The sequence below is a fragment of the Citrobacter sp. Cb004 genome (assembly GCF_030337065.1).
GTDB classification, from domain to species: Bacteria; Pseudomonadota; Gammaproteobacteria; order Enterobacterales; family Enterobacteriaceae; genus Citrobacter; species Citrobacter braakii.
Genome location: NZ_JAOWCH010000066.1, coordinates 109,459 through 135,057, shown reverse-complemented (window position 1 = coordinate 135,057; position 25,599 = coordinate 109,459). Strand labels below are relative to the sequence as shown.

23 protein-coding genes are annotated in these 25,599 nt (G+C 54.8%); 17 read left to right on the top strand and 6 right to left on the bottom strand.

What is annotated here, in order from left to right; all coding sequences use genetic code 11:
* Nucleotides 1-127: 127 nt before the first annotated feature.
* Both ybbP and ybbA read right to left on the bottom strand, forming a co-directional pair.
* On the bottom strand, nt 128-2,542 hold the full coding sequence (gene ybbP, locus OGV65_RS17910; RefSeq protein ID WP_286455295.1) for a putative ABC transporter permease subunit YbbP: 2,415 nt from the start codon (nt 2,540-2,542) through the stop codon (nt 128-130).
* Nucleotides 2,539-3,225, bottom strand: a complete 687-nt coding sequence (ybbA, locus tag OGV65_RS17905; RefSeq protein WP_016152113.1) for a putative ABC transporter ATP-binding protein YbbA — start codon at nt 3,223-3,225, stop codon at nt 2,539-2,541. The genes ybbP and ybbA overlap by 4 nt, the downstream gene beginning before the upstream one ends.
* On the opposite strand from ybbA, the gene tesA reads away from it, so the two are divergent.
* Genes tesA through OGV65_RS17890 form a run of 3 tightly spaced genes read left to right on the top strand, consistent with a single transcriptional unit; the run spans nt 3,196 to nt 5,531 of the window.
* Entirely contained in the window at nt 3,196-3,819 is a 624-nt protein-coding gene (gene tesA, locus OGV65_RS17900; RefSeq protein ID WP_029139446.1) for a multifunctional acyl-CoA thioesterase I/protease I/lysophospholipase L1, read from the top strand. The genes ybbA and tesA overlap by 30 nt on opposite strands.
* A 28-nt stretch (nt 3,820-3,847) precedes the next feature.
* On the top strand, nt 3,848-4,618 hold the full coding sequence (locus tag OGV65_RS17895; RefSeq protein WP_286455294.1) for an SDR family oxidoreductase: 771 nt from the start codon (nt 3,848-3,850) through the stop codon (nt 4,616-4,618).
* A 58-nt stretch (nt 4,619-4,676) separates the two neighbouring features.
* The gene (locus OGV65_RS17890; protein ID WP_286455293.1) at nt 4,677-5,531 is read left to right on the top strand and encodes a co-chaperone YbbN; all 855 of its coding nucleotides are present in this window, start codon (nt 4,677-4,679) and stop codon (nt 5,529-5,531) included.
* A gap of 78 nt (nt 5,532-5,609) precedes the next feature.
* On the opposite strand, the gene fetB is transcribed toward OGV65_RS17890, so the two are convergent.
* Together fetB and fetA are read right to left on the bottom strand one after the other, a co-directional pair.
* Nucleotides 5,610-6,389: an iron efflux ABC transporter permease subunit FetB gene (gene fetB / locus OGV65_RS17885; protein ID WP_016155894.1), complete on the bottom strand. Its 780-nt coding sequence runs from the start codon at nt 6,387-6,389 to the stop codon at nt 5,610-5,612.
* Complete coding sequence (fetA, locus tag OGV65_RS17880) at nt 6,376-7,053, bottom strand: iron efflux ABC transporter ATP-binding subunit FetA (protein WP_019076194.1); 678 nt, start codon at nt 7,051-7,053, stop codon at nt 6,376-6,378. The genes fetB and fetA overlap by 14 nt, the downstream gene beginning before the upstream one ends.
* 134 nt (nt 7,054-7,187) lie before the next feature.
* Here fetA and OGV65_RS17875 point away from each other — a divergent pair, with 134 nt between their 5' ends.
* Genes OGV65_RS17875 through OGV65_RS17860 form a run of 4 tightly spaced genes read left to right on the top strand, consistent with a single transcriptional unit; the run spans nt 7,188 to nt 11,410 of the window.
* Complete coding sequence (locus OGV65_RS17875; protein WP_016152106.1) at nt 7,188-8,105, top strand: SPFH domain-containing protein; 918 nt, start codon at nt 7,188-7,190, stop codon at nt 8,103-8,105.
* A complete protein-coding gene (locus OGV65_RS17870) occupies nt 8,102-8,560 on the top strand; it encodes an NfeD family protein (protein ID WP_016152105.1) in 459 nt (152 codons plus the stop codon). The genes OGV65_RS17875 and OGV65_RS17870 overlap by 4 nt, the downstream gene beginning before the upstream one ends.
* Nucleotides 8,561-8,579: 19 nt before the next feature.
* Complete coding sequence (locus OGV65_RS17865) at nt 8,580-10,724, top strand: PA5441 family protein (RefSeq protein WP_279263499.1); 2,145 nt, start codon at nt 8,580-8,582, stop codon at nt 10,722-10,724.
* On the top strand, nt 10,694-11,410 hold the full coding sequence (locus tag OGV65_RS17860; RefSeq protein ID WP_047358025.1) for a DUF3142 domain-containing protein: 717 nt from the start codon (nt 10,694-10,696) through the stop codon (nt 11,408-11,410). Before OGV65_RS17865 ends, OGV65_RS17860 begins: the two co-directional genes overlap by 31 nt.
* Here OGV65_RS17860 and cueR read toward each other — a convergent pair.
* On the bottom strand, nt 11,407-11,817 hold the full coding sequence (cueR, locus tag OGV65_RS17855; protein WP_029139441.1) for a Cu(I)-responsive transcriptional regulator: 411 nt from the start codon (nt 11,815-11,817) through the stop codon (nt 11,407-11,409). The genes OGV65_RS17860 and cueR overlap by 4 nt on opposite strands.
* 289 nt (nt 11,818-12,106) lie before the next feature.
* Here cueR and OGV65_RS17850 point away from each other — a divergent pair, with 289 nt between their 5' ends.
* The 10 genes from OGV65_RS17850 to ybaK all read left to right on the top strand — a co-directional run bounded on the left by OGV65_RS17850 (nt 12,107) and on the right by ybaK (nt 23,701).
* Nucleotides 12,107-14,251 (top strand): TonB-dependent receptor plug domain-containing protein, encoded by a 2,145-nt coding sequence (locus OGV65_RS17850; RefSeq protein WP_286455292.1) that lies wholly within the window; start codon nt 12,107-12,109, stop codon nt 14,249-14,251.
* Between the two features lie 2 nt (nt 14,252-14,253).
* Nucleotides 14,254-15,078 carry a heme/hemin ABC transporter substrate-binding protein gene (locus tag OGV65_RS17845; RefSeq protein WP_286455291.1) on the top strand — a complete coding sequence of 275 codons (825 nt, stop codon included), beginning with the start codon at nt 14,254-14,256 and terminating at the stop codon, nt 15,076-15,078.
* Between the two features lie 18 nt (nt 15,079-15,096).
* The gene (hutW, locus tag OGV65_RS17840; RefSeq protein WP_286455290.1) at nt 15,097-16,443 is read left to right on the top strand and encodes a heme anaerobic degradation radical SAM methyltransferase ChuW/HutW; all 1,347 of its coding nucleotides are present in this window, start codon (nt 15,097-15,099) and stop codon (nt 16,441-16,443) included.
* Nucleotides 16,444-16,446: 3 nt separating this feature from the next.
* Nucleotides 16,447-16,941 carry a heme utilization cystosolic carrier protein HutX gene (gene hutX, locus OGV65_RS17835; RefSeq protein ID WP_103765965.1) on the top strand — a complete coding sequence of 165 codons (495 nt, stop codon included), beginning with the start codon at nt 16,447-16,449 and terminating at the stop codon, nt 16,939-16,941.
* Complete coding sequence (chuY, locus tag OGV65_RS17830) at nt 16,941-17,564, top strand: anaerobilin reductase (protein WP_016152097.1); 624 nt, start codon at nt 16,941-16,943, stop codon at nt 17,562-17,564. The genes hutX and chuY overlap by 1 nt, the downstream gene beginning before the upstream one ends.
* A gap of 51 nt (nt 17,565-17,615) precedes the next feature.
* Entirely contained in the window at nt 17,616-18,608 is a 993-nt protein-coding gene (locus tag OGV65_RS17825; protein WP_016152096.1) for a FecCD family ABC transporter permease, read from the top strand.
* Entirely contained in the window at nt 18,605-19,375 is a 771-nt protein-coding gene (locus OGV65_RS17820; protein WP_103765964.1) for a heme ABC transporter ATP-binding protein, read from the top strand. Before OGV65_RS17825 ends, OGV65_RS17820 begins: the two co-directional genes overlap by 4 nt.
* A 147-nt stretch (nt 19,376-19,522) precedes the next feature.
* A complete protein-coding gene (copA, locus tag OGV65_RS17815; RefSeq protein ID WP_104651315.1) occupies nt 19,523-22,024 on the top strand; it encodes a copper-exporting P-type ATPase CopA in 2,502 nt (833 codons plus the stop codon).
* A 202-nt stretch (nt 22,025-22,226) separates the two neighbouring features.
* Nucleotides 22,227-23,021, top strand: coding sequence for a TraB/GumN family protein (locus tag OGV65_RS17810; protein ID WP_286455289.1), 795 nt, complete (start codon nt 22,227-22,229; stop codon nt 23,019-23,021).
* 200 nt (nt 23,022-23,221) lie between these two features.
* The gene (gene ybaK, locus OGV65_RS17805) at nt 23,222-23,701 is read left to right on the top strand and encodes a Cys-tRNA(Pro)/Cys-tRNA(Cys) deacylase YbaK (protein WP_016152092.1); all 480 of its coding nucleotides are present in this window, start codon (nt 23,222-23,224) and stop codon (nt 23,699-23,701) included.
* A gap of 181 nt (nt 23,702-23,882) precedes the next feature.
* On the opposite strand, the gene ushA is transcribed toward ybaK, so the two are convergent.
* On the bottom strand, nt 23,883-25,535 hold the full coding sequence (gene ushA, locus OGV65_RS17800) for a bifunctional UDP-sugar hydrolase/5'-nucleotidase UshA (protein WP_016155880.1): 1,653 nt from the start codon (nt 25,533-25,535) through the stop codon (nt 23,883-23,885).
* Nucleotides 25,536-25,599 lie beyond the last annotated feature (64 nt).

Sequence of the window (25,599 nt, the reverse complement as noted above, 5' to 3'; positions counted from 1 at the left end):
AATACACTCGTGTTGTCGGGTTTTTATTGTTCTGTGCTGTTAAATATCAATGAGTTATCAATTTGTGCTACATAGATAAAAAACGCACCGATTTAAAAAACCGGTGCGTAATCATCACGAATATGAATTAACTACTGAACTGACGGAACAGCGCTTTGCCTTTTAGCAGACGTGAACCGAGCCATCCGCCGCATAACGAGAGCAACAATGCCCCACAAAGCGGCAACACGACCCACAGTCGCCAGTCTGGCTCCCACGGAAAATCAAACACTCGGGTTTGCAGCACCGCCAGTGCGGTTTCCGCGCCGATAGCAGCCACCAGTCCAGCGACCATTCCGAGCATGGCGAACTCGCACCATAGCGTGGTACGCAGCAGCTTCTTACCCGCGCCCAGCGTGCGCCAGACCACCAGTTCCTGATGACGCTGACGCATTCCGACCTGGACCTGTGCCAATAGCAGCAACATACCGCAAGCGGTAACCAGCACCACCATCACCTCCAGTGCCCGGCTCACCTGCTCCAGCACCTGGCTCACCTGTTTGAGGATTGCGCCAATATCCAGCAGGCTGATAGTCGGGAATTCGCGGTTAAGCTGCGTCAGCATGCCATTGCCGTTCTCCCAGCGAAAGCTGGTTAACCAGCTTTGCGGCTGAGCGTCCAGCGCGCCGGAGGGAAAGATAAAGAAGAAGTTGGGGCGCAGGCTTTCCCAGTCCACTTTGCGCAGACTGCTGACCGTGGCGCTGAAATCCTGGGTATCGCCCATAAAGGTCACCCGATCGCCAAGCTTGACGTTCAGCCGTTTCGCCAGCCCCTCTTCCATCGAGACTTCGCCCGCTTTTGGCGGCCAGCTTCCGGCAACGATCGGGTTATGATCCGGTCGGGTATCCTGCCAGGTCAGATTAAGCTCACGGTTCAGCGCCTCATCGTGATTGCCTTCGGTCGGCTTCTCATTGATCGCCGTCAGACGCGCCCGCACAATCGGATAGAACGATTCCGGGATCACCTGATGCTCAGCCAGGAAAGCCTTGAGTGGAACCACCTGTTCGGTGGCAATGTTGATGAGAAAATAGTTCGGGCTTTCCGGCGGCATTTGCTGCTGCCAGCGGTCGAGCAGGTCGCCACGCAGTACCAGCAGCAGCGCCAGCAACATAAAGGAAAGCGAAAATGCCGACAGCTGACTGAGCGTTGACCACGGCTGGCGCAACAGCCGACTGACCGCTAAACGCAGCGGCAGCGAGGTGAGCGTCAGGCCACGCAGCACGTTGAGCAGCATCCAGCCGAGCACCCCGCACAAAAGCGCCAGCACTACCGCTCCGGCCAGCACGGCCCACAGCAGCGGACTTCCGCCCATCAGTCCGGCGAGCAGGGCAATCACGACTATCAATACCACCGGCAAATAAAACTTCAGCGGCCAGACGTTTGCCACCACGTCACGGCGCAGTACCCGCAGTGGCTGAGTCGCCAGCAGCAAACGGTAAGGGCGTAACCCCACCAGCAGAGAAATGACCGTCATGGTGCCTAATGCCCATAGCCACGGCCAGGGACTGGCAGGCGGCAGTTCGCCGGGCAGTACCGGCTTAAGTAATACCACCAGCACGCGTTCAAACAACAGCCCGAATAACCCTCCGGTCACGCCAGACAGCACCAGCACCATCAGCCATTGACCAACAATTAGCCTGCGCAACTGTGCTCTGCCCGCGCCAAGGGTTTTCAGAATAGCCACCAGATCGTAACGACTGCGGCAGTAATGGCTCATCGCCACGGCAACCGCAGCGACCGCCAGCAGCAGGGTTAGCAGCGCCGACAGCAGCAGGAACTGTTGCGAACGCTCCAGTGATTTCCCCAGCGCCCCTTCATCCTGCTCCAGCCCATACCAGCGCTGTTCAGGCTTTAACTGCGGGAGCAGCCATTTTTCATAGGCTTCCAGTTGCTGCGGTGACCCGCCAAATTTATAGCGCCAGGTCACCCGGCTCCCCGGCTGGACCGCCGCCGTTTTTTCGACATCCGCCATGTTCATCATCAGGCGCGGCGCTATCTGGAACGGATTAAAACCGGCGTCCGGCTCCTGCACCACTTCCCCGGCGATGCGCAGCGTGGCATCACCCACGTCGATGGAATCACCGATTTTTAAGTTTAGCAACGCCATCAGACGCGGAGCCAGCAGTACCGAGCCTGGCTGAGGTTTCAGTCCCGGCGGATTGGTTTGCAACGTGCCATACATCGGATACACATCATCCACCGCTTTGACGTTCGCCAACTGCGGCGTATCCCGGGCAAAGGTCATAGTGGCAAAGGTCAGCTGTTCGCCCACTTTCAGGCCACGCTGTCGCGCCTCGTCAATCCACGCTTTCGGCACGGTACGCGAACTTTGTAGCGACCGATCTCCCGCCATAAACTCACGGCTTTGCTGGCTCAGCCCTTTTTCCATACGATCGCTGATATTACCCAGCGCCAGCACGCAGGCCACGGCCAGACTCAGCGCCAGCCAGACAATCAGTAATGAAGGCGAGCGCCATTCGCGCCAGAACCAGCGTGCAATCATGCCTCCTCCTGCAACTGTCCGTTCACCAGGCGTAAACGCCGATCGCAACGCGCCGCCAGTTGAGAATCATGGGTCACCAGAATCAGAGTGGTGCCATGTTCCCGGTTCAGAGAAAACAGCAGGTCGGCGATTTTGTCTCCGGTCTGGCGGTCCAGATTGCCCGTCGGTTCATCGGCAAACAGCACGTCAGGGCGACCGTTAAACGCCCGCGCCAGCGCCACGCGCTGCTGCTCCCCACCGGAAAGCTGGGCCGGAAGATGATCAAGACGTTTTCCCAGCCCCAGTTGCTCCAGCAACGTTTTTGCCCCGTCGCGACTTTTTCCGCTGTTTTCGCCGCGCAACAACGCGGGCAACTCGACGTTTTCCAGCGCGTTAAGGGTCGGAATTAACATGAATGACTGGAAGACAAAACCCACGTGTCGCGCCCGCAGCTGTGCCCGGGCTTCTTCATCCATGGTGTGCAGCGCCTGCCCCACCAGGCTGACTTCACCGCTGGTGCCATCGTCCAGCCCGGCGAGGATCGCCAGCAGTGTGGATTTTCCTGAACCCGACTCGCCAATCAGCGCAATGGTCTCGGCACGTTTGACAACCAGTTCAACTCCGGTAAGGATGGATAGCTCATGATCACCCTGACCGACGGATTTCTTAAGATGATGAACTTCAACAATGTTTTCCGCTGGCATTGGCCTTTCCTGTTCCTGGTCCTGTTAACTTTCCGCGCCGCCGCAGCGGACACGTTATTAATTCTGGGTGACAGCCTGAGCGCCGGATACCGTATGTCCGCCAGCGCCGCGTGGCCTGCGCTACTTAATGATAAATGGCAAACCAAAACGCCGGTGGTGAATGCCAGTATTAGCGGCGACACCTCGCAGCAGGGTCTGGCCCGTCTGCCTGCATTACTGAAGCAGCACCAGCCGCGCTGGGTGCTGGTCGAACTTGGCGGCAACGACGGTCTGCGCGGTTTTGCGCCTGCGCAAACCGAACAAACCCTGCGCACGATTCTGCAGGATGTGAAAGCAGCAAATGCCGAACCGCTGCTGATGCAAATTCGTCTGCCGGCAAACTACGGTCGCCGTTATAATGAAAGCTTTAGCGCGATTTATCCAAAACTCGCCAAAGAGTTTGATATACCTCTGCTGCCCTTTTTTATGGAAGAGGTTTATCTGAAACCCCAGTGGATGCAGGATGATGGTATTCATCCTAACCGTGACGCCCAGCCGTTTATTGCCGACTGGATGGCGCAACATCTCACTCCTCTAGTAAATCACGACTCGTAAAACAACGGAGATCCTGACAGGTAAAGTTATGCAAAAATCGGTCTTAATAACAGGATGTTCCAGCGGAATCGGTCTGGAAAGCGCGCTTGAGCTAAAGCGCCAGGGTTTTCAAATTCTGGCAGGCTGTCGCAAACCTGACGATGTGGCGCGTATGAACAGCATGGGATTCACCGGCATATTGCTGGATCTGGATTCACCCGAGAGCGTAGATCGCGCGGCTGATGCGGTGATCGCCCTGACCGAAAATCGTTTGTATGGGATCTTTAACAACGCCGGATACGGCGTCTATGGCCCACTGCCCACCATCAGCCGCGAGCAGATGGAACAGCAGTTTTCCGCCAACTTCTTTGGCGCACATCAGCTTACCATGCGCCTGTTACCTGCCATGCTACCCCACGGCGAAGGACGAATTGTGATGACCTCGTCGGTAATGGGATTGATCTCAACGCCGGGGCGCGGGGCCTATGCCGCCAGCAAATATGCGCTGGAAGCCTGGTCCGACGCGCTGCGTATGGAGCTGCGCCACAGCGGGATTAAGGTCAGCCTGATTGAGCCAGGCCCTATTCGCACCCGATTTACCGAAAACGTCAACCAGACCCAGAGCGATGCTCCCGTGGAAAACCCCGGAATTGCCGCGCGTTTTACGCTGGGGCCACAAGCGGTTGTCGCCAAAGTGCGTCATGCGTTTGAGAGCGACAAACCCAAGCTGCGTTATCCGGTTACGCTGGTGACCTGGGCAGTTATGCTACTGAAGCGCCTGTTGCCAGGCCGCATAATGGACAAAATTTTACAGGGTTGAGTTGAAGCACGCGCGTCAGCCCCCATGTAACAAGAAATCGACAAAAGAGAGTAACTCCATGTCCACACAGAATATTGTTAATATTAACGAATCGAACCTCCAGCAGACCCTTGAACAGTCGATGACCACGCCGGTCCTGTTCTATTTTTGGTCTGAGCGCAGCCAGCATTGTCTGCAATTAACGCCGGTACTGGAGAGCCTTGTTGCTCAGTACAACGGTCAGTTTATTCTCGCCAAGTTAGACTGCGACGCCGAGCAGATGATCGCCTCCCAGTTTGGTCTGCGCGCGATCCCCACGGTTTATCTGTTCCAGAACGGTCAGCCGGTAGATGGATTCCAGGGCCCGCAGCCGGAAGAGGTTATTCGCGCGCTGCTGGAGAAAGTGTTGCCGAGCGAGGAAGAGCTGAAAGCGCGCCAGGCGATCGAGCTCATCGAAGCCGGCAATCACGCTGATGCGCTGCCGCTGCTGAAAGAAGCCTGGCAGATCTCCAACCAGAGTAGCGAAATTGGCCTGCTGCTGGCGGAAACGCAAATCGCCCTGAACCGTTCTGACGAAGCCGAAGCGGTACTGAAAACTATCCCGTTGCAGGATCAGGACACCCGTTATCAGGGCCTGGTGGCACAGATCGAACTGCTGAAGCAAGCGGCTGATACGCCTGAAATCCAACAGTTGCAGCAGCAGGTCGCCAGCAATCCACAGGATGCGGCGCTGGCAACTCAACTGGCCATTCAGTTACACCAGGTCGGACGTAACGAGGAATCACTGGAATTGCTGTTCAGTCACCTGAAGAAAGATCTCACTGCAGCCGACGGTCAGGCGCGTAAAACCTTCCAGGAGATCCTTGCCGCACTGGGCACCGGCGATGCGCTGGCCTCGAAATACCGCCGCCAGCTGTACGCGCTGTTGTACTAATCCGCTGCATTTGCCTGATGGCGCTTGCGCTAATCGGGCCTACAATCTCCCCGTAGGCCCGCGCCATCCGGTACTCCATTAGTTTTTTTTCAAATGCGTCACCACCAGTTGGTGACGTGAATTATAGAACTTCCGATAGGTCAGGTAGCAGGCGATAATGGTTGACAGACTGGCGGTCGAAAGCAGCATAAACGTCACCATAATCTGATACTTAATCGCTTTTACCGGATCAATACCTGCAAAGATCAACCCGGACATCATCCCCGGTAAACTCACCAGTCCCACGGTCTTCGCTGAATCGATCGTCGGGATCAGCGAAGCGCGAATACTGTCGCGAATCAGCGGCGCGGAGGCCACTTTCGGCGTCGCACCGAGGCTGAGTTTTTCTTGAATTTGCTGCTGTTCGCTGTTAAACCGCTGCCCCAGATTGTTGTAACACAGCCCTACCGCAACCATCGCATTGCCTGCAATCATGCCGGAAATTGGGATCACCTGCATTGGGGTAAACTCGATAGAGCCTGACAGAACCAGCACCGCCAGCGTTAACCCCGCCCCCGCCGTGATGGCGATAAATGACGAGAGAAAAGCTTTATCAATATATTTACTGCGCTTTTGCGCGTTATAGGCCGCGTTGAAACAGATAAACAGCACCATCAATAAGGTCAGAATGCTGTGGTTAACGCCGAAAATATATTTCAGCACATAGCCAACGATAATAAGCTGAACCACCGCCCGGCAAACGCTCCAGAGAATATCTTTTTCCAGCGCCAGTTTTTCTTTGTTGCTGATCAGTATCGCGACCACCACCAGCATCATCGCTAACGCCAGTGATTCATTGGTAATATTATGCTCGTTCATTGCTTACTTCCTGCATTTCCCCGGCGTGCGGTTGAAGGGTTATGACATTATCCGCATGATTAATTTCATCTTTGTCGTGCGTCACCCACAACACAGCAATATTCTTATCGCGAACATAGTGGTGAATTAATTCGTTCACATTCCGTTTATTGGCTTCATCCAGCGCGCTGGTAATTTCATCAAGCAGCAGGATTTTTGGCAGAAACTGTAAATTACGAATTAACGAGACGCGTTGCTTTTCGCCGCCGGACAGCTCATTGATGTTTTTTTTGAGGATCGTTTCGGGTAGCTCAAAACGGGCCAGATCGGCAAGAAACACATCCGGATCCGGACGTTTATCGCGGATTTGCCAGGGGAAAATGAGGTTGTCGTAAACGGTGTCACCAAACAACGCGGGCGTTTGCGCACAATAAGAAACCTGCTGGCGATATGTTTCAGGCTTAAGAGTGTTTATCTCCTTGCCCTCAAAGAGAATTTCACCGGCAGTCGGACTAATTAATGACGCCACTATCTTGAGTAACGTACTTTTACCGCAACCAGACTGGCCGGTAATCAGCTTAAATTCTCCGGCCCGGAGATTAAAACAGATGTTATTGAGAACCTGCGTCGCCCCTGCCTGCCATGCGACATTTTTTAACTGAAGCAGAATGCTGCTTTCTTCCATTACCAATCCCTTTTTTACCTCTTTCGTGCAGACAGTCTATCCCTGTAATTTATTATAGGGGAGCCCACCCTGATAAATCGGGTATAATTTGACTAATGAGGCAGTAAAGGACAACACAACAGGAGGTTTCATCAATGCTCATTTTTATTCCTATTCTCATTTTTGTCGCGCTGGTCATCGTCGGTGCTGGCGTCAAAATCGTCCCGCAGGGATATCAGTGGACGGTCGAGCGTTTTGGCCGTTACACCAAAACCCTGCAACCGGGTTTAAACCTTGTTGTACCGTTCATGGACCGCATCGGTCGTAAGATCAACATGATGGAACAGGTGCTTGATATCCCCTCTCAGGAAGTCATCTCCAAAGACAACGCCAACGTCGCGATCGATGCCGTCTGCTTTATTCAGGTGATCGACGCGCCAAAAGCGGCTTATGAGGTCAGCAACCTGGAACTGGCGATCATCAACCTGACCATGACCAACATTCGTACCGTTCTCGGCTCGATGGAACTCGATGAAATGCTCTCCCAGCGTGACAACATCAACACGCGCCTGCTGCATATCGTTGATGAGGCCACGAATCCCTGGGGCATTAAAATCACCCGTATTGAAATCCGCGATGTACGTCCACCGGCGGAACTTATCGACGCCATGAACGCGCAGATGAAAGCCGAACGTACCAAGCGCGCCTATATTCTTGAAGCGGAAGGGATCCGTCAGGCAGAAATCGTCAAGGCCGAAGGTGAGAAACAGTCGAAAATCCTCAAAGCGGAAGGTGAACGCCAGTCGGCATTTTTACAGGCTGAAGCGCGTGAACGTTCCGCAGAGGCCGAGGCCCGCGCGACGCAGATGGTTTCGGAGGCCATTGCCGCTGGGGATATTCAGGCCGTGAACTACTTCGTAGCGCAGAAATACACCGAAGCGCTGCAGCACATCGGTTCGTCGAATAACAGCAAAGTGGTGATGATGCCGCTGGATGCCAGCAGCCTGATGGGGTCCATTGCCGGGATCGCCGAACTGGTGAAAGACAGCGCCAGCGAACGGAAAAAATCATGATAGCGATGATTCTGGTGCACCCGCACATCTTCTGGCTCAGCCTCGGTGGTTTGCTACTCGCCGCCGAGATGCTGGGCGGTAACGGCTATCTGCTGTGGAGCGGCGTGGCGGCGGTGATTACCGGCCTGGTGGTGTGGCTCATCCCGCTTGACTGGGCGTGGCAGGGGGCGATGTTCGCCGTACTCACCCTGCTGGCAGCCTGGCTGTGGTGGAAGTGGCTGGCAAGGCGTGTACAAGATCAGAAACCCGCCGACAGCCATCTTAACCAGCGCGGGCAGCAGTTGGTTGGCCGTCGATTTATTCTGGAAACCGCCCTGGTCAATGGCCGCGGACATATGCGCGTCGGCGACAGCTCATGGCCCGTCAGCGCCCGCGACGATTTGAGCGCCGGAACGCAGGTTGAAGTCATTGCCGTTGAGGGAATTACCCTGATTATTACAGCGGTATCACACTGAAAAGACAGGAAATAAGACTATGGTCAGGAAGACATCCCTTACCTTTGCCCTTTGCTCATTATTGGTCGCCGCCCCGCAGGTATTCGCCTCTTTCGATATGGAAGACTGCAAATGGAGCGACGACAGCTGCCTGCTGAAAGGCACGCCCACCTTCAATCCGGAAAACGACAGCCGCGATAACCTGCTGCGGCTGCTGAGCCAGGAGAAATCATTTGCTCTGCCGGTGCAGTCGATGCCGGCGGACATCACCCGCTCCCGCGATTTCTATTTTGCGTATCATCCGCAGTGGGATGACATTGCCCCGCAGCCAGCCGCAGCGCAGGTATCTGCCGAAGACAGCCCCCTGTCCCGACAGATAGCCGAACTGAACATTAGCGCAGACGAAATAAACGTCAACGACGCTGAGCTTGAGAACCGTCATGTTTCGAACAATACCGCGAGCGTCAGCGCGTTTTTTGCCGCACTGCTGGCCGACTCAACGTTAACGGCAAATCAGCGTCAGGCCCTGGCCCAGGCGCGTACAGGACTGTTATCCGGGGCAACCCGCGAGCAGATTGAGTCATCGCTTGCCACCCTCCCGGCAGATTCTCCAGCTCAGTCCTACAAAAGCTATCTGGCAGCAGCCGCCAGTTTTTATGCCGGTGATTATGCCAGCGCCGAACAGGATTTCGCTCAGCTAGCCAAAAGCGATCGTCCGTGGCTGGCTGAGACCGCGCAATACATGCTGATACGTGCGGCGTTGAACAAAAGCAGCCAGAACAGCGTGGGCGAGTACGGCGATTTTGATATCACAAAAATTAACCGCGAGGACGCTTCTCAGGCTCAGACGCTGGCGCAAGCCTATCTGCAACACTACCCGCAAGGCCTGTACGCCGCTTCCTCGCACGGTATGCTGCGTCGTATCAACTGGTATTTACAGGCGTGGCCGCAATTGGCGGGGTTGTATGAGCAGACGCTTCAGCAATCGGCTGACGCACAGCAACTGCGTGAGATCGTCATCGAATACGATAATGTCTACGGCATGGCGTTCTACGAACAGTCCGTGGTGGAGGCTTTCCCCGATGCGCCGCTTGTCAGCTATATCGAACTGCTGCGCGCGTTGCGCCTGAATAACAACAACAAACCAACGCTGACGCAGGCCCAGCTTGACGCCAGCAAACCGGTGTTTGAGCAGAGCCAAAAACTGCCGCTATGGCGCGATCTGCAGCTGAATCTGTGGCTGGCAACGGGCAACTACGCGGCGATTATTTCGGCAGTTACTCCGGCGCAGAAACTTCCGGCCCACGATACGCTGGCCTTCAGCGAACAGGTGCTGTACGGCGAAGCGCTGATGGGCCAGCAGAAATGGACCACCGCACGTGATTTCTGGCAGACATTGCTGAAGCTCAGCCAGGACAACGAACAGCAGCAGTATGTGCAGGCTAAGCTAGCCGCGACGCTGGTTTATAGCGGCGACGTGGCGGCAATTTTCGCCCCAGAAAGCGCAGTAACTAACCTGCGCTTTCGCTCGCAGGTGCTGAAAACCCAGGCCACGCCTGAACTACTGCGCCAGCAAGCCGTCCACGGTCCTAATAACGAAGAGCGTACCATCGCCCTGCATACGCTGCTGGTGCGGGATCTTACTGAGCATCGCTTTGACGACTGGCTGAATGACAGAAAACTGGCCAGCGCCATTACGCCGCCGGTCATTGGCGAAGCGTTTGATGACGTTAATCTGAGTATTTTCGACTGGAACGGCGACTCTGCCGAGAGCGGTTATACCTGTCGCAGCCTCAATGAAACGGTAACGGTTCTGAGCAAACAAGCGCATGATGCCCACGCCCTGAACTGCTTAGGCGAATTTTTCCGCACTACGCAAACCCACGTTGATTTATGGAAAAACAGCTCCGGCAACGATGTGCTTGAATCAGCAATCTCGCGCAAGAAACCGTTCGGCCAGTTCGACAGGCAAAGCTACTACCAGCAGGTGATCACATCGCCAAAAGCAGAGGTTGAAGATAAGAGCTTTGCGCTGTATCGCGCCATCATGTGCTATGCGCCGTCAGGCTCTAACGAGTGCGGCGGTGAGGAAGTAGATAAACTACAGCGTAAAGGCTGGTTCACCCAACTGAAAACGCAGTATCCGGGAAGTCCGTGGGCGCAAAAACTCAAATACTACTGGTAACTGCGCTACTGCTCGGCCAGGCACAGGCGGCGGAAATCGTCGCCGCCCGTGAACATCCGGCCTTCTGGCTATGGTCCGGAGTGAAGGCCAGTGACGAGCTGAAAAACGCACAAACAGTCTATCTGCATCAGGGCGAAGTCCTGGTTCGTTCAGGTAACGTGGTGTTCCAGCGTCTAGGACTGCCGGTTAATCGCCTGACTTTCCCCTCTATCTGGTTGACCGTGCGCTTTACCACACTCGACGTACCGGAGGAGATCCCGGCGCGCATCATACGCTTGATGCAACGCTGGCAGGCGGCCGGAAATCACGTCATCGGCCTGCAGGTTGATTTTGACGCGGCGACCCATCAGCTTGCCGATTACGCCTACTTTCTGCAGCAGTTACGCCAACGGCTACCGACCGAGTTTGCACTTGGCGTAACCGGACTACTGGATTGGGCAAAAACGGGCGACGTCGCCACGCTGAACGCGCTGGCGGTCGATGAACTGGTGGTCCAGAGCTATCAGGGACGTCACACGGTACCGAATTATCAGGCGTATCTGCCCGCCCTCAGTCGTCTGCGCATTCCATTTAAGCTGGGGCTGGTGCAAAACGGTAGCCGGGACCCGCAGGCTGAAGCACAGCTTGAGAAATCACCGTGGTACCGTGGCACGGTGGTGTTTATGCTTAATCCGCCACTCCGTTAAGCCTTCGCTTTGTGGTGGCAGCAGCCGGAGAGATTATCAATAATCGGGCATTCGGCGCTGTCATCGCCAGGGCAACTCTCCGCCAGCGCCAACAAATGCAAGCGCATAGCCTGCAGCTCGCTGATATGGCGCTCAATGTCCGCCACCTTTTCTAACGTACGCTTTTTCACATCTGCGCTGTGACGCGCCGGATCGTTAAACAGGTTCACCAACTCGCCGCACTCTTCCAGGTTAAAACCAACCTGTCGTGCCTGTCGCAACAGCGTAAGCTCATTCAGATGCTGTTGGTTGTATGTGCGATAGCCATTTTCGCTACGCAGCGGCGGCGTCACTAACCCCTTTTCTTCGTAAAAGCGTATCGCTTTGCTGGTTAAACCGGTTTTTTTCGCAACATCGCTAATATTCACATTCCCCCCGCTGATCTTGTTGGTACTGAGCCACATTATAGCCCACATTGCCGTAATCCTTTACCCAAGAACCCGCGCATTTTCCACCATCACAGCGATGCACAAATCCTTTTAATTCACATTGTTATATCCGATTCAGATCACATTTCAGCATTTATTGACCACGCAAAATTGACTCAAATCAAAAGATGTATCGGTTCTGCACCTTTCATCTTGAACAAAGGGAAACAATTTTATATACAAACGCGAATGATAATGATGATCATTTACATTCAATAAAGGTTCTCTTATGTTGCCACGGATTAACCAAAGGCCATTTATTCTTTCAGCCCTGACATTATGCATGTCCGGCGCTACTTTTGCAGCGACCTCTCCAACACACGGTTCAACGTCCGACGAAGATACAGTAATCGTTACGGCTAACCGCACAGAAAGTAGTCTCTGGGATAGCCCGGCAACCATTCAGGTTATCGATCGCCAGACGCTACAAAACTCCACCAGCGTTTCTCTTGCTGATGATTTACAAGATATCCCCGGCGTCGAAGTTACCGATAACGCTCTCGCAGGTCGGAAACAAATTCGTATCCGTGGCGAAGCTTCTTCGCGGGTGCTGATTTTGATAGACGGCCAGGTCGTCAGCTACCAACGTGCCGGACAAAACTACGGAGCCGGTTTACTGATTGACGAATCCGCGCTGGAACGCATTGAAGTGGTCAAAGGCCCTTATTCTGTCCTCTACGGTTCGCAGGCAATTGGCGGCGTCGTGAACTTTATTACCAAAAAAGGCGGCGATAAGCCTCTGGGTGGTAGCGTTAAGGCTGTTTATAACTCCGCAACGGCAGGATGGGAAGAGTCAGCGGCAGCCTGGGGAAGCATCGGTAACTTTGACTACCGCATCAATGGCAGCTATTCCGACCAGGGGGATCGCGATACACCTGACGGAAGATTGCCCGACACCAACTTCCGTAATAACGGCCAGGGAGTGTGGCTTGGCTACAACCTCGATCGCCACAAAATTGGACTCTCACTCGACCGTTATAAGCTTTCCACTCAAACCTGGTTTGACGATCCCGAAGGTCAGTTCGATGACTTTAGCGTCAAAATTCCTAAGCTGGAACGCGAGAAAATCGGTCTTTTCTACGACTACGCGGCCGACGGGGATCACCTGAAGAACATCCATTTTGACGCATACACCCAGACAATAGAGCGCAAATTTGAAAACCGGGTCAAAACGACCCAGATTATCCCCAGCCCGATGATTAAAGCGCTGACGGTAAGCAATCAAACCAATACCAACGACAAACAATATACCCAGGGTGTAACGCTGCAGGGCAATATCTCCCTTCCGGCTAACAACACGCTGGTGATTGGCACTCAGTATCAGCATGACAAAATAAAACAGGACACGGACGGCAGTACGCGCCAGACCGCGGCTACCGGCTTCTTCGATACGCAAACCCGTACCCTGTCATATAACGAAGCGGAACAAAGCAACACCTCACTGTTCGCGCAAAACGACTGGCGCTTTGCCGATGACTGGACGTGGACCGTGGGCGCACGCCAGTACTGGCTGTCTTCGAAACTCAATCGCAACGATACGCAAACTATCCAAAGCAGCGGCACCACCTGGCAATCCACCGGGGGAAATTCCGTTCACGATGATGAACTGGTGACCTCGACCAGCCTGCGCTATTCCGGCTTTGAAGATCTTGAACTCCGGGCTGCATACGCCCAGGGCTATGTCTTCCCCACGCTTACTCAGTTGTTCATGCAGACATCCGCCGGCGGCAGCGTTACCTACGGCAACCCAAACCTGAAGGCGGAACACTCAAATAACTATGAGTTGGGCGCGCGGTATAAAGGGAATATGTGGCTGATTGACGGTGCTATTTATTACTCCGAAGCCAAAGACTATATCGCCAGTCTGGCCTGTTCAGGCCAACCCGTTTGCAACGGCAACACCACCTCTTCCCGCGGCGGCTATTACTACTACGACAACATCGATCGTGCCAAAACCTGGGGCCTGGAATTAACCGCAGAATACAACGGCTGGGCGGTTTCACCCTACCTGAGCGGTAATCTCATTCGCCGTCAATACGAAGGCAACACCATAAAAACCTGGGATACCGGCGAACCCACGCTGACCGGGCGCGTTGGCCTGAAACATACCTGGTTGATGAATGTCGCTAACGTGACGTCCGATGTCTTTATTCGCGCGGCGTCCCGCGCCAAAGATAATACCGGCACCACGGAAATAAACTACCCAGGCTGGGCCACGCTAAACCTCGCATTCAACACCGAGTTTGGTCCGCAGGACCAGTATCAGGTCAACCTCGCGCTCAACAACCTGACCGACAAGCGTTACAGAACCGCGCATGAATCTATCCCAGACGCTGGTTTCAATGCCGCTGTTGGCTTTGCGTGGAATTTCTGACGATGAAAAAACTCATGATTGGCTTACTGAGCCTCGCCTGTGTTTTCAGCGCCCAGTCCGCTGACCGCCTGGTGGTGGCGGGCGGTTCGCTTAGCGAACTGATTTACGCCATGGGCGTCGGCAACCGGGTGGTTGGCGTCGATGAAACCACCTCGTACCCACCTGAAACTGCCGCACTCCCGCATATCGGCTACTGGAAGCAGTTAAGCAGCGAGGGCATTTTATCGCTGCACCCGGACAGCTTTATCACCTGGCAGGATGCAGGCCCTCAAATCGTTTTGGATCAGCTCCGGGCGCAGAAAGTTAACGTCGTTACATTGCCGCGCGTACCGGCCACCGTCGAGCAGATGTACGCCAACATTCGGGAGCTGGCTCAAACGCTGCGCATTCCTGAACAAGGTGAAGCGCTGGTCAATCGCCTGCATCAACGTCTGGATCGTGTTCAGCACAGCGTGGCGGCGATAAATGCGCCGGTCAAAGCCATGTTCATTCTCTCCGCTGGCGGCAGCGCGCCGCAGGTCGCCGGCAAGGGCAGCGTTGCCGATGCCATTATGACCCTTGCGGGCGCACAAAATGTCGCCCCCCACGCGCAGTATAAAAGTTACAGCGCGGAGTCGCTGATCGCCGCCAACCCGGAGGTGATCGTGGTGACGTCGCAAATGGTGGATGGCGATCTGGCTCGTCTGAGCGCGATTGCCGGTATTACCCACACTGCGGCCTGGAAAAATCAGCGCATTGTGGCGGTAGACCAGGCGCTGATTCTGGGTATGGGGCCTCGCGTCGCCGATGCGGTTGAAGCCCTGCACCAGCAATTCTGGCCTCACTAACTGGATTTATAAAAAAGAATGAAAACTGAACACTCGCTGGATCTCACCGCGCATTTTGCGCTTGAGGGAAGTCAGCCCTTTAAGGATCGCCGCGCCACAATGCCATGGCGCGGGGCGATCCCGATTGCCAAAGAGCTATTGTCACAAACCTGGCAGGATGTTATCAGCCAGCCTACCCCGCCGCGTAAACGGCTGGTGTACTTGCATATCCCTTTTTGTGCAACGCATTGTACTTTCTGCGGTTTTTATCAAAACCGTTTCGAAGAAGATCACTGCGCCCGCTACACCAACGCGCTGTTGCGCGAAATAGAGATGGAAGCCGATAGCGCGTTACATCAGTCAGCCCCAATTCACGCCGTCTATTTTGGCGGCGGTACGCCTTCAGCGCTGTCAGCACGGGATCTGGGCAGAATCATCACCGCGCTGCGTGAAAAGTTACCGCTGGCGCCGGACTGCGAAATTACCATTGAGGGACGAGTGCTCAATTTTGACGATGCGCGAATTGATGCCTGCCTTGACGCTGGCGCCAATCGGTTTTCGATCGGTATTCAATCTTTTAACAGCCGGATCCGCAAGAAAATGGCGCGCACCTCAGACGGCCCGACCGCAATTGCCTTTATGCAGGGGCTGGTAAAACGGGATCGTGCCGCCGTGGTATGCGATCTGTTGTTTGGTCTGCCAGGACAAGATGCAAAACAGTGGGGCGACGATCTGGCGATTGCCCGTGACATCGGCCTCGACGGCGTAGATCTTTATGCGCTGAACCTGATCCCCAATACACCGCTTGGCAAAGCAGTTGAAACCGGGCGCACAACCGTTCCCTCTCCCGTCGAACGTCGCGATCTCTATCTTCAGGGTTGCGATTTCATGGACAGCGCGGGCTGGCGCTGCATCAGCAACAGCCACTGGGCGCGTACCACGCGTGAACGCAATCTGTACAACCTGCTGATTAAACAAGGAGCGGACTGTCTGGCATTCGGCTCAGGCGCCGGGGGATCAGTCAATGGCTATTCCTGGATGGTCGAGCGCAATCTGACGACATGGCATGAATCTATCGCCGCCGGGAAAAAACCGCTAATGATGATGATGCGTACCGCCGAGCGTGGTTTCCAGTGGCGACACACTCTCCAGGCGGGCATTGAAACGGCCCGCGTTCCGCTGGATGAACTGACGCCTCATGCACAAAAACTGACCCCGCTACTGACCCAATGGCATCACGCAGGACTGACGCGAGATGCCAGCACCTGTGTGCGCCTGACCAATGAAGGGCGTTTTTGGGCAAGCAATATTTTGCAGTCTCTTGATGAACTTATTCAGGCACTTAACGCGCCGCGCATTGCGGTAGAACAACCATACCAGGAGTGAATTATGAGCCATGTCTCTTTACAGGATTTTTTGAAAACTGAACCGGACGGTACGCTGGAAGCTATCGCTGCCCAGTACAACACCACGCTGCTGGAGGTGGTGAAAAACCTCCCCTCCCCGACGCTGGTTTCCGGCGATCAATTTGATACCGTCTGGGAAACCGTCAGCGAATGGGGCAAAGTCACCACCCTGGTCCATACTGCTGATGTCATTCTGGAATTCACCGGTGAATTACCTTCCGGATTCCACCGTCATGGCTACTTCAACCTGCGCGGCAAAAAAGGCATGACCGGTCATATCAAGGCAGAAAACTGTACGCATATTGCCCTGATTGAACGCAAATTTATGGGAATGGACACCGCGTCCATTCTCTTCTTTAACCTGGCGGGTAGCGCGATGTTCAAAATTTTCCTCGGTCGGGATGAACATCGACAGTTACTGGCCGAACAGGTCAGCGCCTTTCACGCGTTGTCTTCATCTTTAAAGGAACATGCCTGATGGCTCCATGGCTCATTTTTGGTGCGGGTGGTAGCGGCGTCGGTGCGAAAACGCTTGAACTCGCACTGGCGGAACAACGTCCGGTGATTGCCGTCGTTCGCAACGCACAGGTCGCTGCAGGGTTGCAGGAAAAAGGTGTGCAGGTCTTCATCGGCGACGCCTGCGATAGTCAGGTCACCGCCTGTGCCTGTCGCGCAGCGGGTCAACATGCCACGGTGATCTCCTCCATGGGCGGCGCCCAGGATTATCTGGCGCACAGAACCGTCATTGATGAAGCAGAAAAAGCGGAGATCAAGCGCATGATTCTGGTGACCTCACTCGGCTGCGGTGACAGTTGGCCTTTTCTTTCTTCACGCGCAAAGGCCGCATTTGGTCAGGCTGTACGGGAAAAATCGTTGGCTGAAAGCTGGCTACAAACCAGTCGACTGGACTACGCCATTCTCCGCCCCGGCGGTTTGCTAAACGGTGCAGCCACCGGCCAGGCACAACGAATACAGGCTCAGGAGTGTCACGGCTTTGTAATGCGTGCAGATGTTGCGAAGCATATTCACGAACTGGCCACTGCGCCGGCACTCAATAACCAGATTTACAGTTTGGTTGAGCCGGGGCTGAAACCCGCGTAAACCCCTCACGGCGCGGGAACTCCGCGCCGCAAAAACGTTATGGAGCGTTACGTGCTTAAGGACTCGCTTTCTTCCGTCAGCATCCTGACGGGTCTTTCTCTTTTGCTGGTTGCTCTGATGCTCTTCGGTGCCAGCCAGGGGGCGCTGAACATTAGCTTCAGCGCTCTGTTCAACGACGAATATCGTGATATCTGGTTAAACATCCGCCTGCCTCGCGTGCTGCTGGCCGTTCTGGTCGGTGCTGCGCTGGCGACGGCAGGGGTCATCATGCAGGGACTTTTTCGCAATCCGATGGCCGATCCTGGCCTGCTTGGCGTCAGCAGCGGCTCCGCGCTGATGGTCGGCATCGCGATAGTTATCCCATTTTCGTTCCCCGTAGTGCTGGTGCTGTATGAGCAGATGATTTTTGCCGTCGCTGGCAGCATGGTGGTCTGCACGATTATTTTCCTGATAAGCCAGCGTCATAACCACGGTGGAATGATGCAACTGCTGTTAGCTGGTATCGCTATCAATGCCCTGTGCGGTTCGGCTATTGGCGTACTGAGCTATGTGGGCGACGAGCAGCAGCTACGTCAACTTACATTGTGGATGATGGGAAATCTCGGCCAAGCCCAGTGGCCAACGCTGTTGGTTGCCAGCACGTTTGTTCTTCCAGCCATTGTTGTAACCATCTGCATGGCGGGAACGCTTAATTTACTGCAGTTGGGTGATGAAGAGGCGCATTACCTCGGCGTAAACGTCAAACGTAAGCGTCAGCAGTTACTGTTGCTCAGTTCGCTCCTGGTTGGCGCTGCGGTTTCCGTCAGCGGCGTAATTGGTTTTATTGGCCTGGTGATCCCACATCTGATCAGAATGACGACCGGCGCCGATCATCGCTGGTTGATTCCCTGTTCTACGCTGGCCGGTGCCTGTTTACTTCTGATTGCCGACACGTTGGCCCGCACACTTGTTCAGCCAGCCGAAATGCCCGTTGGCCTGTTAACCAGCCTGATCGGTGGACCGTATTTCCTGTGGTTAATACTGCGTAGCCGGAGGGTGTCATGATCGTCGCTGAAAATCTGGTCTACCACATTCAGGGAAGACGATTGACCGACGACGTTTCCCTGACGCTACCTGATGGAGAGATCATCGCGATTCTTGGCCCGAACGGAGCCGGGAAATCGACGCTGCTACGCCAGCTTACGGGATATCTGCAGCCCCACAGTGGGCGTTGTAGCATGTTTGGCAAGCCGCTGGACAAGTGGTCAATCACCGAGCTGGCAAAAACCCGTGCCGTGATGCGCCAGAATAGTCATATGGCCTTCCCGTTTAGCGTTCAGGAGGTCATTCGCATGGGCAGACATCCGTATCGTACGCGCAACACGGGCGATGAAACGGAGTACATCATGGCATTGTGTGATTGCCAGACGCTGGCCGCACGCGATTACAGGCATCTCTCGGGAGGAGAACAACAGCGGGTACAGCTGGCGCGCCTGCTGGTTCAGCTTTGGGAGCCCGAGCCTGGGCCGAAATGGTTGTTTCTGGATGAACCCACCTCCGCGCTGGATATTCACCACCAGCAGCACCTTTTTCGTCTGCTACGTCGTCTGGTGCGTGAACGGCAGCTTAACGTCTGCTGCGTCCTGCACGATCTCAACCTCGCGGCGCGCTATGCCGACCGTGTGGTATTGATGGAACGCGGCAGAATAGTTGATAACGGATATCCGCAGGATGTCCTGAAGCAACGGTCGCTGAACGCGCTGTACGGTGCCGATCTCACGGTCATAAATGAACCGGAGCATCGAACGCCAATTATCGTCCTCAATCAATAACAGACCGGGAACCCCTGACGTGGCGTTCCCGTTTTTTCTCCCTTTACACCCTTTTTTCACCTTTTCTAAAAACGCCCTTGACCTTCCCCTTGCTGGAAGGTTTAACCTTTATCACAGTCAGTTAATCCTGCAAAAAAGGAGTTGGTTATGTCTCAAACAATCGATCTAACCCTGGACGGCCTGTCCTGTGGTCACTGCGTAAAACGCGTTAAAGAAAGTCTGGAACAACGTCCGGACGTTGAGCAAGCGGATGTCACCGTGACAGAAGCGCATGTTACCGGGAGCGCCAGCGCAGAAGCGCTGATTGAAACCATCAAACAAGCCGGTTACGGCGCGGAGTTAAGCCACCCAAAGGCTAAACCGCTGACGGAGTCATCAATCCCGTCGGAAGCACTGGCAGCGGTCCCTTCCGAGCTTCCGGCAGCTACGGCTGATGATGACAGCCAACAGTTGCTGTTAAACGGCATGAGCTGCGCCAGTTGTGTGACCCGCGTACAAAATGCATTGCAAAGTGTACCGGGCGTCACGCAGGCACGGGTAAACCTGGCGGAACGCACTGCGCTGGTAATGGGCAGTGCCTCCGCCGCAGATTTAGTACAGGCGGTTGAAAAAGCGGGCTACGGCGCAGAAGCGATTGAAGATGATGCTAAGCGTCGCGAGCGTCAGCAAGAAACCGCCGTGGCAACCATGAAACGTTTTCGCTGGCAGGCAGCCGTCGCGCTGCTCCTGGGTATCCCGGTCATGGTATGGGGCATGATTGGCGACAACATGATGGTGAGCGACGACAACCGCAGCCTGTGGCTGATGATTGGTCTGGCAACGCTTGCCGTGATGGTTTTCGCGGGCGGTCACTTTTACCGCAATGCGTGGAAAAGCCTGATGAACGGCACCGCGACCATGGATACGCTGGTGGCGCTGGGTACGGGGGTGGCATGGCTCTATTCCATGAGCGTCAACCTCTGGCCACAATGGTTCCCGATGGAAGCGCGACACCTCTATTATGAAGCCAGTGCCATGATTATCGGTCTGATTAACCTCGGACACATGCTGGAAGCGCGGGCTCGCCAACGCTCGTCTAAAGCACTGGAAAAACTACTCGATCTGACACCGCCGACCGCACGTGTCGTCACTGACGAAGGTGAAAAGAACGTGCCGCTGGCAGAGGTGCAGGCTGGAATGTTACTGCGCCTGACCACCGGTGACCGCGTTCCGGTTGATGGCGAAATCACTCAGGGTGAAGCCTGGCTGGATGAGGCCATGCTGACCGGGGAGCCGATTCCACAGCAAAAAGGCGCAGGCGATAGCGTCCACGCCGGTACGGTCGTACAGGACGGTAGCGTGCTGTTCCGCGCCAGCGCTGTTGGCAGTCACACCACGCTGTCGCGCATTATTCGTATGGTGCGCCAGGCGCAAAGCAGCAAACCGGAAATTGGCAAACTGGCCGACCGCATCTCCTCGGTGTTCGTTCCGGTCGTGGTCGCCATTGCGCTAGTCAGTGCGGCTATCTGGTATTTCTTTGGACCGGCGCCGCAGATTGTCTATACGCTGGTAATCGCCACCACCGTCCTGATTATTGCCTGCCCTTGTGCGCTGGGTCTGGCAACGCCGATGTCGATTATTTCCGGCGTCGGGCGCGCCGCTGAATTTGGGGTGCTGGTACGTGATGCCGATGCGCTGCAGCGCGCCAGCACGCTCGATACCATCGTGTTTGATAAAACCGGGACGCTAACTGAAGGCAAACCACAGGTTGTCGCCATCAAAACGTTTGGCAATACCGACGAAGCGCTGGCAATTCGTCTGGCAGCGGCCCTTGAACAGGGTTCCAGCCACCCGTTAGCCAGGGCGATTCTGGACAAAGCAGGTGATGTCACGCTGCCGCAGGTCAACGGTTTCCGTACGCTGCGCGGTTTAGGCGTCAGTGGCGAAACGGAAGGTCATACGCTGCTGCTGGGAAACCAGGCGCTGCTCAATGAACAGCAGGTAGATACCACTGAAATGGAGGCTGAAATCACCGCTCAGGCTTCCCAAGGCTCAACTCCGGTACTGTTAGCGATTGACGGTAAAGCGGCAGCGCTGTTAGCGGTACGTGATCCTCTGCGTAGCGACAGCGTGGCAGCGCTCCAGCGTCTGCACCGCGCCGGGTATCGTCTGGTGATGCTCACCGGCGACAACCCAACGACCGCCAACGCCATTGCCAAAGAGGCGGGTATTGATGAGGTGATTGCTGGCGTTCTGCCTGACGGTAAAGCCGAGGCGATTAAACGTCTGCAGAGCCAGGGGCGTCAGGTTGCCATGGTCGGTGACGGTATCAACGATGCGCCTGCGCTGGCTCAGGCTGATGTAGGGATTGCCATGGGTGGCGGCAGCGATGTGGCGATTGAAACCGCCGCGATTACGCTGATGCGCCATAGCCTGATGGGCGTTGCCGATGCGCTGTCTATCTCCCGGGCAACGCTGCGCAATATGAAGCAGAACCTGCTCGGCGCGTTTATCTATAACAGCATCGGTATCCCCGTTGCCGCCGGGATTTTGTGGCCGTTCACCGGAACGCTGCTCAACCCGGTCGTTGCCGGGGCGGCGATGGCGCTCTCCTCCATTACCGTGGTGAGCAACGCTAACCGACTGCTGCGCTTCAAACCTAAAGAGTAAGCCTTTACCGGATGACGCTCTGAACGGAGCACCAAATCATTCGCGTTGCCTCAAGGCGGCAAGTATAAAAACCCCAGGAGCATAGCCAACTATGTGACTGGGGTTTTTGCACGCTGCCAATAAAGAGGCTGAGGGAATGATGAAGTGTATTTGCACCTTCCAGGACCACGCGCTAGCATGGAAGTCTACTTAGGGAGGCCGTATGGATCTGTTGTACCGGGTAAAATCATTTTTCACCGCGCTACGCGGCAACCACTATACCTGGCCTGCCATCGACATCTCCTTGTCCGGTAACCGCCATTTTCATCTGATTGGCAGTATTCACATGGGCAGCCGCGATATGGCGCCTCTGCCTGCCAAATTACTCAAAAAGCTCCAGCGTGCCGATGCGCTCATTGTCGAAGCCGATGTTTCCGGCGACGACGCGCCGTTTGCCAACCTTCCGACCTTTGCCGCACTGGAAGAACGCATCAGCCCAGAGTTGCTAGATAATCTGCACAAAGTCACCGACGAGCTGGGTATTTCCCCTTCCCTGCTGTCTACCCAGCCGCTGTGGCAAATCGCCATGGTCTTGCAGGCAACGCAGGCGCAGCAGTTGGGGTTGCGGGCAGAATACGGCATTGATTACCAACTTCTGAATGCGGCAAAACAGGTGCATAAACCCATAATCGAGCTGGAAGGCGCATCCAGCCAAATCGAGCTGTTGTGTCAGTTACCCGATAACGGACTGGCTCTACTGGACGATACCCTGACGCACTGGCATACCAATGCCAGACTGCTACAACAGATGATGGGCTGGTGGCTTAAAACGCCGCCACTCAATAGCGAACTCACTCTACCCAATACTTTTAGCCAGTCGCTGTATGACGTTTTAATGCATCAGCGTAATGCGGCCTGGCGCGATCGACTCAGGGCGATGCCTGCCGGGCACTATGTCGTGGCCGTTGGTGCGCTGCATTTGTATGGAGAAGGAAATTTGCCGGAGATGTTACGGTAAAAAAATGGCCAATATTGCTATTGGCCCGTCAAAGAGGAATTTCATCATTATTATGATCCCGACGCTTAAAGCATCGGTGTAGTTCGATTGTCGCTCAAAGTCATCATCCTGCCAACACTATTGCGCAAGATGGTACTATTTTTTAGACAGACATCAGGCGTATGCTTGTGTCGTATTTTGTCTGGGCCAGGAAAATTGCTATGACACCCGCCGTTAAATTACTCGAAAAAAACAAAATTTCTTTTCAGATCCACACCTACGATCACGATCCGTCCGAGACGAACTTTGGTGACGAAGTGGTACGCAAGTTAGGTCTGAATGCGGACCAGGTCTACAAAACGCTACTGGTTGCCGTGAATGGCGATATGAAGCACCTGGCGGTTGCCGTTACGCCGGTAGCCGGTCAACTGGATCTCAAAAAGGTCGCCAGGGCGTTGGGAGCCAAAAAGGTCGATATGGCCGATCCGATGATCGCGCAGCGAACCACCGGGTATCTGGTAGGCGGCATCAGCCCGCTGGGGCAGAAAAAAAGATTGCCGACGCTCATCGACGCTCCCGCCCAGACGTTTGACACCATTTATGTGTCCGGCGGCAAACGCGGGCTGGATATTGAACTGGCAGCAGGCGATTTGGCGAAAATTCTGGATGCGAAATTCGCCGATATCGCACGCCGTGATTAATTGTCTTTTGCCCGGTGATACGGCGATTGAGCCTACTGCGATTACAGGGTGTGATTGGTGAAGACAGTTTGGACTCGGCCAGCGCGCAGGAACCGGAGCATAGAGGTAATAAGTAGGATTATTGGGCCGCCATGAAGGGCGGCCCGGAGGAGCGGATAAAATGATGCCCCAAATTGCCCTGTTACTGCCAGCTTACCTCGCCCTTCGGCTCATACGCACCGGCATCGAGCGGTGAGTTCTTCTGCACGTACTCTTTCAGCACCTCCGCATCAATAAACCCGGTATTCACATAGCCTGGCTTGTTATCAATTCGCGGATAGCCATCGCCGCCGGTGGCATTGAAGCTCAGCGTTGCCATGCGATAGGTTTTGGCTGGATCAACGGGTTCGCCTTTAATTTTCAAATCGTTAAGCTTGCCGTCTTTCGCCACGAAGCTGACGTTGGCAAACTGCGGATAGGCCCCGGAATCCGGCTTCATTTGTGCCACGGCGGTCAGATAGTCAATCACCTCTTTCCCGCTCATGTCGGCGTACACCACGATGTTACCGAACGGCTGCACTTTCAGCACGCTCTTATAGGTGATATCACCGCCTTCGATGGAGTCACGGATACCGCCGCCGCTCATCACGCCAAAATCAGCGCTGGTTCGCGCCATTTGCGCAGCCAGCAGTAAATGCCCCATGTTGGTCTGCACGAAACGGACTTTGCTACGGTCGCCTTCGAGGCGCGCATTGACGCTACCAATTTTCACGTCGAGCTGCGCTTTACCTTTATTCTGGAACGGCGTCAGCAGAGAAAGCATTTGCTGATTTTCTGCAATTTCCGGGGTGTAGAGTACGCGCTCACTTTTACCGTTGTCCCAGGTCACTTTTTTCTTCAGGTTGACGGGGATGAGCTGGTAGTTAACCATTTTCATTTCGCCATTGCGGAACTCAAAGTCCGCCCGCCCCACGTATTTCCCCCACTCATGCGCCTGCACAATCCAGATCCCGTTTTGCTTGTCTGGCGCACACGGCGTACCCGGTACGTAATCAACCTGCTTCTTGTTTTCCGCGGCCATACATACCGGATCCTGCGAGTGACCACCCACAATCATTGCCAGCGATCCCGCCGGCAGGCTGCGCGCCATTTCTACGTCGCCAGGCGCGTTCGAGCCGTGATTGCCATTGTCATAATGTCCCATATGGGTGGTCGCAATAATGATGTCCGGCTTTTCCCCCATATTCAGTTCCTGGATAACCAGTTTGGCTTCATCAGCAGGTTTACGGAACTCAATATCGGTAAAGAACTCTGGGTTGCCAATTTTCGCCGTATCGTCAGTGGTTAAACCGAGTACGGCAATTTTTAAATCCTGGCGCTTAAAGATGGCCCACGGCTTAAACAAACGCTCGCCGGTGCTTTTCTGATAGATATTGGCCGAGAGAAACGGGAATTTGGACCATTTTTCCTGCTGGCGCAATACGCTAAGCGGATTATCAAACTCGTGGTTTCCGACCGCCATCGCATCATAGCCAATCAGGTTCATTCCGCGAAAATCAGGTTCCGCATCCTGCAGATCAGACTCCGGTACGCCGGTATTAATGTCGCCACCGGAAAGCAGCAGTACACTGCCTCCTTCCTCAGCCACCTCTTTACGAATACCGTCCACCAGCGTTTTTTGTGCCGCCAGCCCGTATTCACCGTATTCGCTACGCCAGAAGTGACCGTGATGATCGTTGGTATGCAGAATGGTAATTTTGTAGGTTTTATCTTTTTCGTACGCCTGTGCAGGTTGACCTGCCAGCGCAAATGCGGCTAATAACGCCAGCGCCACGCCCCGTTTTAAAAACTTCATATTTCACTCCCTGACTCAATATCAACCGCCATACCCGTTATCCTTCAAATTACATGTGCGTTGG

What these genes read in the sequence shown, in the direction of transcription:
- copA (WP_104651315.1), top strand. Translation starts at nt 19,523, where the DNA reads ATGTCTCAAACAATCGATCTAACCCTGGACGGCCTGTCCTGTGGTCAC.
- OGV65_RS17895 (WP_286455294.1), top strand. Translation starts at nt 3,848, where the DNA reads ATGCAAAAATCGGTCTTAATAACAGGATGTTCCAGCGGAATCGGTCTG.
- OGV65_RS17870 (WP_016152105.1), top strand. Translation starts at nt 8,102, where the DNA reads ATGATAGCGATGATTCTGGTGCACCCGCACATCTTCTGGCTCAGCCTC.
- hutW (WP_286455290.1), top strand. Translation starts at nt 15,097, where the DNA reads ATGAAAACTGAACACTCGCTGGATCTCACCGCGCATTTTGCGCTTGAG.
- fetB (WP_016155894.1), bottom strand. Translation starts at nt 6,389, where the DNA reads ATGAACGAGCATAATATTACCAATGAATCACTGGCGTTAGCGATGATG.
- OGV65_RS17875 (WP_016152106.1), top strand. Translation starts at nt 7,188, where the DNA reads ATGCTCATTTTTATTCCTATTCTCATTTTTGTCGCGCTGGTCATCGTC.
- OGV65_RS17850 (WP_286455292.1), top strand. Translation starts at nt 12,107, where the DNA reads ATGTTGCCACGGATTAACCAAAGGCCATTTATTCTTTCAGCCCTGACA.
- tesA (WP_029139446.1), top strand. Translation starts at nt 3,196, where the DNA reads ATGAACTTCAACAATGTTTTCCGCTGGCATTGGCCTTTCCTGTTCCTG.
- OGV65_RS17845 (WP_286455291.1), top strand. Translation starts at nt 14,254, where the DNA reads ATGAAAAAACTCATGATTGGCTTACTGAGCCTCGCCTGTGTTTTCAGC.
- OGV65_RS17890 (WP_286455293.1), top strand. Translation starts at nt 4,677, where the DNA reads ATGTCCACACAGAATATTGTTAATATTAACGAATCGAACCTCCAGCAG.
- OGV65_RS17865 (WP_279263499.1), top strand. Translation starts at nt 8,580, where the DNA reads ATGGTCAGGAAGACATCCCTTACCTTTGCCCTTTGCTCATTATTGGTC.
- OGV65_RS17820 (WP_103765964.1), top strand. Translation starts at nt 18,605, where the DNA reads ATGATCGTCGCTGAAAATCTGGTCTACCACATTCAGGGAAGACGATTG.
- fetA (WP_019076194.1), bottom strand. Translation starts at nt 7,053, where the DNA reads ATGGAAGAAAGCAGCATTCTGCTTCAGTTAAAAAATGTCGCATGGCAG.
- ybaK (WP_016152092.1), top strand. Translation starts at nt 23,222, where the DNA reads ATGACACCCGCCGTTAAATTACTCGAAAAAAACAAAATTTCTTTTCAG.
- chuY (WP_016152097.1), top strand. Translation starts at nt 16,941, where the DNA reads ATGGCTCCATGGCTCATTTTTGGTGCGGGTGGTAGCGGCGTCGGTGCG.
- ushA (WP_016155880.1), bottom strand. Translation starts at nt 25,535, where the DNA reads ATGAAGTTTTTAAAACGGGGCGTGGCGCTGGCGTTATTAGCCGCATTT.
- OGV65_RS17810 (WP_286455289.1), top strand. Translation starts at nt 22,227, where the DNA reads ATGGATCTGTTGTACCGGGTAAAATCATTTTTCACCGCGCTACGCGGC.
- hutX (WP_103765965.1), top strand. Translation starts at nt 16,447, where the DNA reads ATGAGCCATGTCTCTTTACAGGATTTTTTGAAAACTGAACCGGACGGT.
- ybbP (WP_286455295.1), bottom strand. Translation starts at nt 2,542, where the DNA reads ATGATTGCACGCTGGTTCTGGCGCGAATGGCGCTCGCCTTCATTACTG.
- ybbA (WP_016152113.1), bottom strand. Translation starts at nt 3,225, where the DNA reads ATGCCAGCGGAAAACATTGTTGAAGTTCATCATCTTAAGAAATCCGTC.